Raw genomic sequence first — 14,093 nt, forward strand, 5'->3', positions numbered from 1 at the left:
CCGGCCGGCTTGAGCTTTGCTGAAATAGGGACGGGTGCTTCTTGTCAATCTTGCTTCGAGTTCATCCACCAGTTCTTCAGGTCCTTCCACCATGATTTGCTCTCAGGTTTGTCTGAGGTAGGTATTGGCTCTGGAGGAGGCTCGTTGCTGTTATGGGCAGAACAGAACTCCGTCGGTTCAGTGCCTTGAATAAATACTTCCAGCTTCTTATTAGGGCAATCAGCCGTGGCTAATTTACCGGAAACGGGATCAATATAGACGCTGACGACACTGTCGGGAATCGGGAATATTTTTGGCGGGACCTTTTCCAGCGCCTTCTCTGTGAACTTGGCGAAGATCGGGGCTGCTTTTCGCGATTCGGTGGTATCCAGCGTCTTGCCTTTGTCATACCCCACCCAGACAGCCGTGGATAATTCGGGCGTGAAGCCGACAAGCCAAGCGTCAGTACTTGTTGTGCCTGTCTTTCCGGCGACCGGACGCTTAATATCAGAGGATACCCGGTTACCCGTTCCGCCTGTCTCAAATACGCTCTCCATTAACTGGGTCAGGACGTAGGCTGCAGCGGGCTCCACGATGGTCTCTTCTTTAGCCGGCGGCGCTTCATACAGTACTTTTCCGTCTTCATCAGTGATGCGAAGTACGGCGACTGGCTTAACGCTTCGTCCCTGATTGCTGATAACCGCAAAGGCAGTTGCCATTTCAAAGGGACTGATGGGAGAGGTCCCCAGTGCAAGGGAAGGCACGGCTTGCATCGGGCTGGTAATGCCCATTTTCCGAGCCATCTCTATGACTTGATCGGCGCCGATCTTGAGTATGGTATTCACGGCATAAATATTATCCGAAGCAGCGATAGCCTGACGCATATCAATTTCTCCCAAATATTTGCCCCCGAAGTTTTTAGGACTATAGGTCTTGCGATTATCGTCATAATGGAACAAGGTCGGCTGGCTGTTGAACTGGCTGGCGCTAGTCATCTTCGCTGAAGCCAGCGCTGACAAGTACATAATCGGTTTGAAGCTTGATCCGGGCTGACGGGTTGTAGCGAATACATGATTATATTGGCTCTTGGTATAGTCCGTCCCACCGACGAGCGCTCTAATCTGGCCGTTGCGTGGATCGATGGAGACAAGCGCGGCCTCCAGATCCCCGGAATTGCTCAGTTCAGACTTAACTGCATTTTCTGCCGCCTGCTGGGCCCCTAGATCAAGGGTTGTGTAGATTTTAAGTCCGCCATGCTCCAATTCGTTCTCATCAAAGCCCAATTCATTAACGACGATACTCCGTACGTAATCGCGGAAATAAGGGGCAATGCTTAAGGCAGCACGCTCCTGGCGCGTCTGGAAGGACAGCATCTCTTCATAGGCCTGATCGGCTTGCTGCTGCGTAATATCACCGGTAACCACCATCGCGGAGAGTACGGTCTTCTGTCTGTCCTTGGCGTTCTTCATGTGATTATACGGGGAGTAATAGGTAGGACCCTTGGGCACGCCAGCCAGCATAGCGCTCTCCGCCAGATCGAGATCTTTAGCATGCTTGCCGAAGTACATCTGCGCGGCTGTCTCAATTCCATATGCCCCGTGGCCATAGTAAATTTCGTTCAGATACATCTGCAGAATATCTTCTTTGCTGTACTTCATTTCCAGTTGTGCCGTGTACATAGCCTCTTTGATTTTTCGTGACCAGGTGCGTTCATGAGAGAGATAGAGATTACGGGCGAGCTGTTGCGTCAGTGTGCTTGCTCCCTGCACTTTTTCCATCTCTTTTAAATTTACGAACATGGCTCGGGCCATTCCTTTGACATCAAAGCCGAAATGATCATAAAATTGCCGGTCTTCCGTTGCAAGCGTAGCCTGGATCAGCCATGGCGAGATCTCGGCCAGCTTAACGCTGGCACGGTTCTTTCCCCCATCGGAGAAGACGGCGATGGTCTCGCCGTTTCGACTGAAGAGCTCGGAGCCCTGTTCGGAATAGGATAGCGGAAGATTGGTTTGATATAGGTAGATCAGCAGGATACCGGCAGCAAGCACGCCAAGCAGTCCGGTGGATATGATGAGCTTAAGAAACAACCGCCTTTTGCGCGGTGATTTGCGTTGATTGCCGCTGCGTACGAGCCTTTGCATGACTGTACGCCTCCCTCCTGTGAATGTATCAAATGTTTGTTTTAATGCCGCGAAAGGCCATTAGTTCGTATAGGTCCTTGTAATAAATAACGATTAATTTGCAGAGCAATTTTCATAGCCTATGGGCACTGGTGAACACTGGCGGGCATAGGTTATGTACTCTTAGTATGGGAAAGTTTGGAGGAGATATTCACAGGTGAAACAGCAAAGCGGGGAGTTTACATTTTTGCAGAATAGAGACTGTTGCAATTTTACCTTGTTTTAATATAATCTTTCTTATGTTTGGTGCAATATATTAGGAAGTGAAACTTTGCGAGAAGTCGAGAAGTGAAGCTGGAGGCCCCGAAAATCCGCTCGTGGGTGTAATATGGCGGCTAGACAACTATTCTATTGGAGAAGGTAATTCAAAAAGACCGCATTCGGTAAGAAAACCGATCGAGAGTCTTGCTTTCTGCGGAAACATATCAGGTGCTAGCATGTACCCACTACAAACGAATGCTTACCAGGTTTGTTTTCTATGGAAATGTGCAGCAGCGCTGCTGCATCCAACTGAAGTATTTTAGAAAGGAAGTATAAGCTTCGGCGCTGAAAAGCAGGCCCTTTTTGAATATTTACTGGAAGGAATGATGTACGATGGAATTGTGGTTTACGGAGAAGCAAACTCCCGTCTTTGGCATTACCGCAAAAATAAAGGAAACGTTAGTTACAGAGAAGACGGATTTTCAGGATTTGTCGATCATTGATACGGAAGAGTTCGGGCGAATGCTCGTCTTGGATGGAATGGTCATGACAACGGTTAAGGATGAGTTTGTGTATCATGAGATGGTTGCTCATCCAGCTCTCTTTACGCACCCGAATCCGAAGCATGTGTTGGTGGTAGGAGGCGGTGATGGCGGTGTGATTCGCGAGGTGCTGAAGCATCCTGAAGTGGAGAAGGCGATCCTCGTCGATATCGATGGCAAAGTTATAGAATATTCGAAGAAGTTCTTGCCGGAGATTGCCGGAGAATTGGACAATCCCCGCGTTGAGGTTCAAGTGAATGACGGGTACATGCATATTGTCGAGAGCAAGAATAAATATGATGTGATCATGGTCGATTCCACAGAACCGGTGGGTCCCGCTGTACAATTGTTCGAACGTGGATTCTATCAAGGTATTTATGAAGCGTTAAAGGAAGATGGTATCTTCGTTGCGCAGACGGACAACCCTTGGTTCAAGGCGGATTTGATCCAGAAGGTGAATCAGGACGTGAAGGAGATCTTCCCGATCGTACGCGTATATGGGGCTAACATTCCAACCTATCCAAGCGGTCTTTGGACATTTACGCTAGGCAGCAAAACCTATGATCCGCTTCAAGTCGATGAGGCGAAAATACCTGAGATCGCTACGAAATATTATACGCCGCGCCTGCACAAGGCCGCATTCGTACTACCCAAGTTCGTAGAAGACCTTGTAAAATAGGAGGAAAAGCAAAATGAAATTAGATCAGGCTTATTCGGGTAATGTATTTATTTGTAGTTCGGAGGATTATGCTGCTTCGAAAGCGGTCATTTACGGGATGCCAATGGATTATACGGTTAGCTTCCGTCCAGGCTCTCGCTTTGGTCCGGGACGAATTCGCGAGGCCTCCGTTGGTCTAGAGGAATACAGCCCTTATTTGGATAAAAGTATTTTGGACCTCGATTATTTTGATGCTGGAGATTTGCTGCTCCCCTTCGGGAACGCATCCCGCAGTCTTGAAGTGATTGGCGAATATGTACGCGGCCTGCTGGCTGACGGTAAATTCCCGATCGGTCTGGGTGGGGAGCATCTTGTCACTTGGCCTGTAATCCAGGCAATGTATGAGAAGTATCCTGATCTGGCCCTCATTCATATCGATGCACATGCAGATTTGCGCGAGCAGTATGAAGGCGAGGTTCTCTCGCACTCGACTCCGGTTCGTAAAGCGGCCGCTCTGATGGGCGGAGAGAATGTATATCAATTTGGCATTCGATCAGGCTCCAAGGAGGAGTTCCTGTTCGGACGCGAGAATACGAATTTCTACCCATTTGATGTTGCTGCTCCGCTCAAGAGCGCTCTGCCGAAGCTGGGAAGCCGTCCGGTATATGTGACGATCGATATCGATGTGCTCGATCCTTCATGTGCGCCAGGAACAGGAACTGCCGAAGCTGGTGGCATCACTTCTAGAGAATTGCTGGAAGCGATTCATATGATCGCTGGCTCTGATGTTCATGTTGTGGGCTGTGACCTGGTTGAAGTGGCGCCGATCTATGATCCAACAGAACAGACGCCTATCGTGGCTGCCAAGCTGATTCGTGAAATGCTGCTCGGTTTTGTAAAATAATATAGCTATAGTCGAAGCCGCCGGTATTTTTACCCGGCGGTTTTTGCTTGGATATTTTGTTAGCATCCCAAGGGAAGGGAATGCTAGGGCTGGTGAATGTTTGCCAATACCGATTGAATTGCGGGAATGAACTGGATATAGTAGTACAGTGGGATACAATGTAATATTATAGAGGTTGTTCGACCGGACTTGTTGAACACTCATATATAGAATGGAGATTTGCGTTATGTCCGATAAGAACGGAGCCAAAATTGTAATCAGGAGCCGTCAGGGGCAAGAGGAGACGCTCCAGGAGCTGACTGGCGAAGTTATGATGCGTGGCGACGTTATCTATATTCGCTATGAAGAAGCGGAGAAAGGGCCGACCGGCGGAATAACCCGGGCGCTTGTTAAAATCTCGGGAGATGAGGTTAAAATTATGCGCCACGGTGAGGTGGAATCCGAGCAAACCTTCCGCGCCGGACATAAATTACCCGGATTTTATTTCTCTCCGTTCACGAAATTCCATTTGTCCACGGTAACCCATCGGCTGGAATCCAAGCTTTCAGGTGCTTTTGGACAAGTCGCCTGGAATTACGATCTGTATGTTTACGATGAGCTATCAGGGAATTTTAATATTAGTCTACTTATTCAGGAGGAAGCGTAAGATGACACTCAATCCATTAGAACAGGTGAATCAGAATTTAAAAGAAGCCATATTCGAGGCGATTAGCGCCGCTGGTCTGGCAGCGGGGGAGGATATTCCGGCAATTGTACTGGAAGTTCCGAAGGATAAGGCCCATGGCGATCTGGCAACGAATGCTGCGATGCAATTGACTCGAATTGCCAAGCGGAACCCTCGCCAAATTGCTGAGGCAATTATCGAGCATTTGGATCATGACAAGGCGGGAATTGTCAAGGCAGATATTGCGGGCCCGGGCTTTATCAATTTCACGTTGAGCAAGAGCTATCTGTTCCCGATTATTGAACAGGTCTACCGTCAAGGTGAGGGTTATGGTCGTACGGATAAAGGGGTGGGGCAGAACATTCAAATGGAGTTTGTCAGCGCCAATCCGACAGGCAGTTTGCATCTGGGACATGCCCGCGGAGCTGCTGTAGGCGATGCGCTCTGTAATGTACTCGATTTCGCCGGATATAGGGTGACTCGGGAATATTATATTAATGATGCCGGGAACCAGGTTGTTAATCTGTGCAAGTCGATCGAAGCAAGATATCTGCAGGAGCTTGGACAGGATGCAGAAATGCCGGAGGACGGCTATTATGGTGAGGATATTAAGGGTTTCGCTAAAGAGCTGGTTGCCGAACAAGGTGATGCCTTAATGTCGATGTCCGCGGAGGAACGTACGCAGTTCTTGCGCAAATATGGCTTAAATAAAGAGTTGGACAAGATCAAGCGCGACCTGGAGCGCTTCCGCGTCAGCTTCGATGAGTGGTTCAGCGAGACTTCGCTCTATGCGGACGGACAGGTTGAAGCTGCGCTGGATGAACTTCGCTCCAAAGGCATGACATATGAGCAGGAAGGTGCTACATGGCTGAAGACGACGCCATATGGCGACGATAAGGATCGCGTGCTTGTGAAGAATGACGGCACCTATACCTACCTGACTCCTGATATCGCCTACCATCGCAACAAGTATGATCGCGGCTACGACCGGATGATTAATATTTGGGGCGCCGATCACCATGGTTATATTCCGCGGGTCAAAGCGGCTATGCAGGCGCTGGGCAAGGACCCTGAGAAGCTGACGGTGTTGATTGCCCAGATGGTCAGCCTGTTCCAGGACGGCGAGAAAGTGAAGATGTCCAAGCGGACCGGCAAAGCGGTCACTATGGTTGACCTGATGGATGAAGTGGGCGTAGATGCAATACGTTACTTCTTTACTATGCGCAGTATGGATTCCCATCTCGATTTTGATATGGATCTGGCTATTTCCACCTCCAATGAGAATCCGGTGTATTATGTGCAATACGCTCATGCGCGGATTTGCAGCATCTTCCGCCAGGCTGAAGAGCAGGGGATTGCGCTTCCGACACCAGATTCGGCAAATCTGAACAAGCTGACGTCGGAGCATGAGTATGATTTGCTGCGGAAGATTGGCGAATTGCCAGAGGAGATCGGAATCGCTGCCGATAATTTCGCCCCGCACCGTCTCGTTCGCTACGTGTACGAGCTCGCTGCGCAGCTTCACAGCTATTACAGAGCGGAACGCGTAATTACGGAGGACGGCGAGCAAACAGCAGCACGGCTTGCCCTGCTCGGCGCTGTACGGACAACGCTGGCTAATGTGCTTCGTCTGCTCGGTGTGTCCGCGCCGGAACGGATGTAATATAGAAGGCGATGCTGACTTTGATTGGGAGTCAGTATCGCCTTTTTTTAGATTTTAACGGGAATCACAGTCTTCAGGAAGACTTGCTGCGACTCTTATTGCGAAGCATTCGCGCTGCGTTGAGCTCCCCGGCAGCGGGCTTCGCCCTGGACGCCGTGGCAGGGATCGGACGCGCGGTGCGGCGCAGCCTTCTCTTAATCTCCGACAGCTTCAGTCCGGGACGGGCCGCAAGCAGCAGGGCAACAGCACCGCTGACATGAGAAGTGGCCATAGAAGTCCCATTCATCTCATGATAGCCTCCGCCCAGCCAGCATGAGCTAACCTTCTCCCCGGGAGCATAGATGTCAATATAAGGGCCGTGATTGCTGAAGGAAGCGATGCGTCCGTCCTTTCCGGTTGCTCCAACGGAGATGGTATTTGGATACCGCGCCGGATAATCGATCCTGCGAGTTTTCTTGTCATTGCCTGAAGAGGCAACGACGATGATGCCTGACGCGTGGGCTTTGCTAATAATATTTTGTAAGGATTGACTCTTATTCTTCATTCCAAAGCTCATGTTTATAATGTGCATGCGGTTTCTGATGCACCAGTCGATTCCGAGGATAATATCGGAGACGTAGGCGGAGCCGTTATGGTCGAATGCTTTCACGGGATAGACGAGCGAGCGTGGGGCCACGCCCATCATTCCTCTCGAGCCGCCGGAAGCGGCGATCGTGCCGGCGATGTGGGTGCCATGTCCATTATCATCGTAAGGAAGCATTCCACGGTTGAACAGATTAATTCCTCTGCCCAGGCTGTATCTGAGATCGGGGTGGCTGAAGTCAGCACCTGTATCAATGACCCCAATGCGGATTTGATTACCGGTGGAGACAGACCAGGCGTCTTGCGCACCGATACGCTTCACCCCCCAGGGCTGGGGAATTTTCTTGTCTTTGTCCGTGGAAGCAGAATGAACGCGAATTCGGGTGTCTTCTTCTAGCATCAAACCGAATCTCGTGTCGACGCTTCCACTATTATGGGATAAAGGGCAGAAAAAGGCCTGCAGTAGCGGTGAGACGCGAACTCTCCGCAAGGCCGGGAATTGACGTTTGTAATCCTGCAGCTGGCGCAAGCATTCTTTATACTGCAATTTCTGGGCAAAGCGGAGAATGTACCGCCCGCCTGTTCCAGAGGTGTCCAGGTGTTCGCTCAGATATCGCAGGAATTTGGAGTAGTCCATTAGTTAGCCCCTCCTGACGAAGCGTGTTGCAGTATATTATGACAACGCATCAGGACTCGAATGGGGAAGGGGCCCTGTTTCCAGGAAATGGGCAGCTGAATGAAAAATGAGTCAAGTTAAGATGATTTTTCTAACTTAGGCGTAGGTGCGGCGTGTCAATGCAGCAATCTGGACATAGGATAAAGTGAAGGCCCTCTGCGGCCTTCAGGGCCATCGGGGAGGAGATAAGGGTCTCCTTTTCGAACGGATACAGTCAATTGGCAGGGTAATCGCCCTGCCTCTTTTTATGTTTGGGTGGTCACTTTATGAACACATTTTAAAACTTGCAATTTGACATTAAATAAGGTTTACTATTTTGTGATATGGATAAGTTAGATTAAGAAATCGATAATTTAAGCTCGATTTTTTGGTGAACATTGCGTGAGAGGATGTGTCCGTAACGTGAGTAATTCGCTCAATTTGAAAATTGACCCGGAGAAAGCTCAGGAAATCCCGATGGTGGACCTGGCTTTTATGGTACTGAAGGCGGCAAATACGCCGTATTATTATCGTGACCTGATGAAAGAGGTTGCTAAGATTCGTGGGATGTCTGAGGACGAAATTAGCGACGTTATTGCACAACTGTATACGGAGATTAATATCGATGGCCGTTTCGCTTGTGTTGGCACCAATCTGTGGGGTCTGAAGCGCTGGTATCCGCTTGAGAAGTCCGAGGATGCAGTTAGCAGCGGCAAACGCCCTCGTATCATCAATGACGAAGATGACGATCTGGATGACGACTTCGTTGAAGAGGAAGAGGATAGCTACAGCTCCGAGGATGACGAAGATTATGATGCAGTTGACGAGGATTCTGACGATGACTTGTTTGCAGATGATGATGAGGAAGAAGAAGTCGAGGGTGTAGAAGATGACTCGCTTCTGGATGAGGAAGATCTGGATGAAGAAGAAGAAGAGGACGATCTTGCGGATGACGAGTCTGAGGAAGAAGAATATAGCGACGAAGACTAAGAGCGCGTGATCCAGAGGAGTTTTTTGAACTACCTCCTACAGAGAGAGAAACTTCAAATATTTTACCTTCCTCCTTCTCTTGACAGGGGCTATGGTAACGAGTAAACTATTGCATGGGCTTATGATTCAACCATAAATAATGTATTTTATATAAAAGTGCCCCGACGTTGTTCGGGTGTCACTTTTTTGTTTTTTTATGCCCATTTGGCTATGTTTTTACGCTAAATGGGTTACGCTATATTGATCTATAGTCGCCAGGGATTGTGAGTAAATGTTCAAAGGTTGTTCAAAGGTCATTTTCATCGTTATACGTACCTGGTCGCTGATTTCCAATCATCATGAATTCAGCCCGGACTTCTAATATGACTGACTTTTTGAACCCGTACAAATTTAGGAGGTTTTTGGACTGTGACAAAATATATTTTCGTGACAGGTGGGGTCGTTTCTTCATTAGGTAAAGGGATTACGGCTGCATCATTGGGAAGACTGCTCAAGAACAGAGGATTGAAAGTAACGATTCAGAAATTTGACCCTTATATCAACGTGGACCCGGGAACAATGAGCCCATATCAGCACGGTGAAGTATTCGTTACCGATGACGGCGCCGAGACCGACCTTGATCTGGGCCATTATGAACGGTTTATTGATATTAACCTGTCGAAGAACAGCAATGTTACGACCGGTAAAATCTATTCTTCTGTTATTGGTAAGGAACGCCGCGGCGAATATTTGGGCGGCACGGTACAGGTCATCCCACACATCACGAATGAGATCAAAGAACGGGTATTCCGCGCTGGACGTGAAGCGGGCTCGGACGTAGTTATTACCGAAATCGGGGGTACAGTAGGCGATATCGAGAGTCTGCCATTCCTGGAGGCGATTCGTCAGATTAAGAGTGAAATCGGCCGTGAGAATGTGATGTATATCCATGTTACGCTGATTCCTTATATCAAAGCTGCCGGTGAAGTGAAGACCAAGCCAACTCAGCATAGTGTAAAAGAATTGCGCAGCATCGGCATTCAGCCTAATGTGATCGTATGCCGTACTGAGCATGAGCTGTCCGAAGATATGAAGGCGAAGATCGCCCTGTTCTGCGATATTGATGCTAGCGCCGTGGTAGAATGCCGCGATGCAAATACTTTGTACGAAGTGCCTTTGAATTTGCGTGAGGAAGGCCTAGATGAGATTGTCGTTAATCATCTGAAGCTGACCACTCCTGCACCGGATATGAGCGAATGGGAGCATCTGGTTGACCGTATCAGCAAGCTGGAGAAGAAGGTAGAGATCGCGATTGTAGGGAAATATGTTGCTCTGCATGATGCTTATTTGAGCGTTGTAGAATCCCTCTCCCATGCCGGATTTGATGCGAATGCTGATGTATCGATTCGTTGGGTCAATGCTGAGGAAGTCACTGAAGACAATGTTGAGCAAATGCTGAAAGGCATAGGCGGGATTCTCGTACCGGGCGGCTTCGGCGATCGGGGAATCGAAGGCAAGATTACGACGATCCGTTATGCGCGTGAGAACAACATTCCGTTCTTTGGAATTTGCTTGGGCATGCAGGTTGCTGTTATCGAATATGCACGTGCACTTGCCGGCCTTGAAGGAGCTAACAGTTCTGAGATCAATCCATCTACTGAATTCCCTGTAATCGATCTGCTTCCGGAGCAGAAGGATATTGAAGATCTGGGCGGCACGATGCGTCTTGGTCTGTATCCTTGTAAGCTGCAAGAGGGTTCTTTGGCTATGCTATGCTATAATGATGAACTGGTCTATGAAAGACACCGTCATCGTTATGAATTCAATAATACTTACCGCGAGGCTATTGAAGCAGCCGGCCTGAAAATTTCCGGTTCTTCGCCAGACGGCAGATTGGTCGAGATCGTGGAGCTTCCGAGCCACCCTTGGTTCCTGGCTGTACAATTCCATCCGGAATTCACGTCCCGTCCGAATCGTCCACAGCCATTGTTCCGCGAGTTCGTGAAGGCGGCAATCACTCATATATCCTAAATTGAACGTTTAGCTTAGGCAGTACGAACCATACGATCTATCCCAAATATTCGCCTCAAATGATTTTTATAGTATCTTTTTTCCATTTTAGAAGGGATATACAAATTTGAAGCGAATATAGTCATTCAGTATGAAATGGGTGGATCGTAGGAGGTCTGTTTTGTGGATGAGAAGAAGGTATTGATTGTTGATGATCAGAATGGTATCCGCATCTTACTGATGGAAGTATTCAGCAGTGAGGGATACATGACGTTTCAAGCACCGAATGGCAAAATTGCCTTGGAGATTGTACGTGCGGAGTCGCCGGATCTAGTTCTGCTTGATATGAAGATTCCGGGAATGGACGGACTTGAGATTCTGAAGCATATCAAGGAAGTGAATCCCGAGATCAAAGTGATCATGATGACGGCTTATGGCGAGCTGGACATGATTAAGGAAGCGACCGAGCTCGGAGCACTGATGCACTTCACCAAACCTTTCGACATCGATGAGATTCGCACAGCGGTAAATATGCACTTAAAGGGCGGGGCCGTCCTTTAAGAGTCAGAAGGAACCTCGGCAAGCAATCGGCGGGGTTCCTTCTTCCATTTAGCTGATTTCACCATTATTTACATGATATTTTGTGTATTTTGTATACAAAAGCATGAATAGTATTTTTGCCTCGATGTGGTATAATAAAACATGTGTGAATGTCGGCTAGAAATCTAGATAATCCAACATCCTTAGGAGGATTGAAACCATGCCATTAGTATCCATGACTGACATGTTGAACAAAGCGCTTGAGGGGAAATACGCCGTAGGTCAATTTAACATTAACAACCTCGAGTGGACTCAAGGAATTCTTGCTGCTGCTGAAGAAGAGAAATCCCCAGTAATTCTGGGCGTATCCGAAGGCGCAGCGCGTCACATGAGCGGCTTCTATACCGTTGTTAAGATGGTAGAAGGTCTTATTCATGACATGAAAATTACGGTTCCAGTTGCGATCCATCTGGACCATGGTTCCAGCTTCGAAAAATGTAAAGAAGCCATCGATGCTGGCTTTACTTCCGTGATGATCGACGGTTCCCATCATCCAATCGATGAGAACATCGAAATGACGAAGAAAGTAGTAGAATATGCTCACGCTAAAGGCGTCTCCGTTGAAGCTGAAGTAGGAACAGTAGGCGGACAAGAAGACGACGTGATCGGTGGCATCCAATATGCTGACCTTCAAGAGTGCGTGCGCATCGTTAACGAATCAGGTATCGATACTCTTGCTCCTGCGCTTGGTTCTGTTCATGGACCTTATCATGGTGAGCCTAACCTTGGATTCAAGGAAATGGAAGAAATTCGTGATGCAGTGAAGCTTCCGCTCGTTCTTCATGGCGGCACAGGCATCCCTACACACGACATTCAAAAGGCCATCTCCCTGGGTACTTCGAAGATCAACGTAAATACGGAGAACCAAATCTCCTTCACGAAGAAGGTTCGCGAAGTTTTGGCAGCAAAACCAAACGAATATGATCCTCGTAAATATATCGTTCCAGGCCGTGACGAGATCAAAGCTACCGTTGTTGGCAAGATCCGTGAATTCGGTTCTAGCAACAAAGCGTAACTAACGGTTAAGTTAGTCTGGCTTGATGCTGTGATGATAGATAACCTTTGTTAACAAATAGGACAGCCTTTGACAAGAAGGCTGTCCGGTTATATATATGGAAACGATGAGTACACCGCGCTTGCCGGTGTCTTTCCATTTCCATTACTTTATTATGTGGGGCGCTCATGTCGTCCCGCCTGCAAAATACGTGGGGGGACCCTTAAACTTATGGAGAAATTAATGATTAGCGGCGGACGCCCGTTGCGCGGTACGGTTTCGATCAGCGGTGCCAAGAACAGTGCGATTGCCCTGATTCCGGCTGCGTTGTTGGCGGAGTCCGAAGTCGTGTTGGACAACTTGCCGCATTTGAGTGATGTTGCGGTCTATTCAGAAATTTTGGAGGAGCTGGGGGCCCGCGTATCGTGGGAAGGCAATTATATGAAGATTGACCCTTCCAATGTAGTATCTATCCCAATGCCTAACGGGCCTGTGAAGAAGCTGCGCGCTTCCTATTATTTAATGGGGGCTCTGCTAGGCCGGTTTAATGAAGCAACGATCGGTTTGCCAGGGGGCTGCAATTTCGAGCCTCGTCCAATTGACCAGCATATCAAAGGATTCGAAGCGCTCGGCGCTACTGTAACGAATGAACACGGTTCCATACATTTATATGCCAAAGAGCTGCGGGGAGCCAAGATTTACTTGGATGTCAGCAGCGTAGGCGCAACTATTAATATTATGCTGGCGGCCACACGGGCCAAAGGCTCCACAATTATTGAAAATGCGGCTAAAGAGCCTGAAATTATAGATGTAGCTACATTATTGAACTCCATGGGTGCGAGTATTAAGGGAGCCGGCACGGAGACGATTCGGATTGAAGGCGTGTCCAAGCTGAAAGGTTGCCGGCATTCTATCATTCCTGACCGTATTCAAGCAGGTACCTATATGATCGCCGCGGCAGCGACTCGTGGTGATGTAGTGATAGATGGCGTTATTCCTAAGCACCTTGAGGCACTTACTGCTAAATTGCTAGAAATGGGCGTAACTGTGGAGGAATTGGATGAATCCATTCGCGTCATCGGTTCCGATAAATATGAGCATGTTGACGTCAAAGCGCTCGTATACCCCGGATTCCCGACAGATTTGCAGTCGCCTATGACTAGTCTGCTTACGCAGGCCGAAGGGGTTAGTGTATTGAGTGATTTCGTATACAGCAACCGTTTCAAGCATGTTCCGGAGCTGGTACGAATGGGAGCCAAAATCCGTGTAGAGGGCCGATCGGCTGTCATCGAAGGCGGGGCGCTCAATGCAGCTAAGGTGAAGGCATCCGATTTGCGCGCTGGCGCTGCCCTGGTCATTGCCGGATTAACGGTGAAAGAAGGAATTACCGAAGTATCTGGAGTAGAATATATTGACCGCGGATATGATAATTTGGTTACGAATCTCAGGTCCTTGGGGGCCGATGTATGGCGGCAGGTGGAATAACATCCCT

At 48.5% G+C, this 14,093-nt stretch carries 11 protein-coding genes; 9 read left to right on the plus strand and 2 right to left on the minus strand.

The window, feature by feature from the left end:
• Positions 1–44 precede the first annotated feature (44 nt).
• Entirely contained in the window at positions 45–2,120 is a 2,076-nt protein-coding gene (locus tag DMN77_RS22040; RefSeq protein ID WP_068778074.1) for a transglycosylase domain-containing protein, read from the minus strand.
• Between the two features lie 633 nt (positions 2,121–2,753).
• Here DMN77_RS22040 and speE point away from each other — a divergent pair.
• The 4 genes from speE to argS all read left to right on the plus strand — a co-directional run bounded on the left by speE (position 2,754) and on the right by argS (position 6,791).
• Entirely contained in the window at positions 2,754–3,581 is an 828-nt protein-coding gene (gene speE / locus DMN77_RS22045; protein ID WP_068778075.1) for a polyamine aminopropyltransferase, read from the plus strand.
• A 13-nt stretch (positions 3,582–3,594) separates the two neighbouring features.
• Entirely contained in the window at positions 3,595–4,464 is an 870-nt protein-coding gene (speB, locus tag DMN77_RS22050; protein WP_068778076.1) for an agmatinase, read from the plus strand.
• 226 nt (positions 4,465–4,690) lie between these two features.
• On the plus strand, positions 4,691–5,110 hold the full coding sequence (locus DMN77_RS22055; RefSeq protein WP_068778077.1) for a YwiB family protein: 420 nt from the start codon (positions 4,691–4,693) through the stop codon (positions 5,108–5,110).
• Position 5,111: 1 nt separating this feature from the next.
• Positions 5,112–6,791: an arginine--tRNA ligase gene (gene argS / locus DMN77_RS22060; RefSeq protein ID WP_179016314.1), complete on the plus strand. Its 1,680-nt coding sequence runs from the start codon at positions 5,112–5,114 to the stop codon at positions 6,789–6,791.
• Positions 6,792–6,864: 73 nt separating this feature from the next.
• Here the strand turns inward: argS and DMN77_RS22065 are convergent, their stop codons facing one another.
• A complete protein-coding gene (locus tag DMN77_RS22065) occupies positions 6,865–8,010 on the minus strand; it encodes a S8 family peptidase (RefSeq protein WP_068778079.1) in 1,146 nt (381 codons plus the stop codon).
• 441 nt (positions 8,011–8,451) lie between these two features.
• Here DMN77_RS22065 and rpoE point away from each other — a divergent pair, with 441 nt between their 5' ends.
• From rpoE to DMN77_RS22090, 5 genes are all read left to right on the plus strand, one after another.
• Positions 8,452–9,018 carry a DNA-directed RNA polymerase subunit delta gene (rpoE, locus tag DMN77_RS22070; protein WP_068778080.1) on the plus strand — a complete coding sequence of 189 codons (567 nt, stop codon included), beginning with the start codon at positions 8,452–8,454 and terminating at the stop codon, positions 9,016–9,018.
• A 408-nt stretch (positions 9,019–9,426) separates the two neighbouring features.
• Entirely contained in the window at positions 9,427–11,028 is a 1,602-nt protein-coding gene (locus tag DMN77_RS22075) for a CTP synthase (RefSeq protein WP_068778081.1), read from the plus strand.
• Between the two features lie 162 nt (positions 11,029–11,190).
• A complete protein-coding gene (locus DMN77_RS22080) occupies positions 11,191–11,568 on the plus strand; it encodes a response regulator (protein ID WP_068778082.1) in 378 nt (125 codons plus the stop codon).
• A 199-nt stretch (positions 11,569–11,767) separates the two neighbouring features.
• The gene (fba, locus tag DMN77_RS22085) at positions 11,768–12,622 is read left to right on the plus strand and encodes a class II fructose-1,6-bisphosphate aldolase (protein WP_068778083.1); all 855 of its coding nucleotides are present in this window, start codon (positions 11,768–11,770) and stop codon (positions 12,620–12,622) included.
• Positions 12,623–12,832: 210 nt separating this feature from the next.
• Positions 12,833–14,086 carry a UDP-N-acetylglucosamine 1-carboxyvinyltransferase gene (locus DMN77_RS22090; protein WP_179016315.1) on the plus strand — a complete coding sequence of 418 codons (1,254 nt, stop codon included), beginning with the start codon at positions 12,833–12,835 and terminating at the stop codon, positions 14,084–14,086.
• The last annotated feature ends 7 nt before the right edge of the window (positions 14,087–14,093 follow it).

The organism is Paenibacillus sp. 79R4 (genome assembly GCF_013393165.1).
Classification (GTDB): Bacteria; Bacillota; Bacilli; order Paenibacillales; family Paenibacillaceae; genus Fontibacillus.

Coding starts and splice junctions, on each gene's coding strand:
- DMN77_RS22040 (WP_068778074.1), bottom strand. CDS start 2,120: ATGCAAAGGCTCGTACGCAGCGGCAATCAACGCAAATCACCGCGCAAA.
- DMN77_RS22090 (WP_179016315.1), top strand. CDS start 12,833: ATGGAGAAATTAATGATTAGCGGCGGACGCCCGTTGCGCGGTACGGTT.
- fba (WP_068778083.1), top strand. CDS start 11,768: ATGCCATTAGTATCCATGACTGACATGTTGAACAAAGCGCTTGAGGGG.
- argS (WP_179016314.1), top strand. CDS start 5,112: ATGACACTCAATCCATTAGAACAGGTGAATCAGAATTTAAAAGAAGCC.
- DMN77_RS22065 (WP_068778079.1), bottom strand. CDS start 8,010: ATGGACTACTCCAAATTCCTGCGATATCTGAGCGAACACCTGGACACC.
- DMN77_RS22055 (WP_068778077.1), top strand. CDS start 4,691: ATGTCCGATAAGAACGGAGCCAAAATTGTAATCAGGAGCCGTCAGGGG.
- speB (WP_068778076.1), top strand. CDS start 3,595: ATGAAATTAGATCAGGCTTATTCGGGTAATGTATTTATTTGTAGTTCG.
- speE (WP_068778075.1), top strand. CDS start 2,754: ATGGAATTGTGGTTTACGGAGAAGCAAACTCCCGTCTTTGGCATTACC.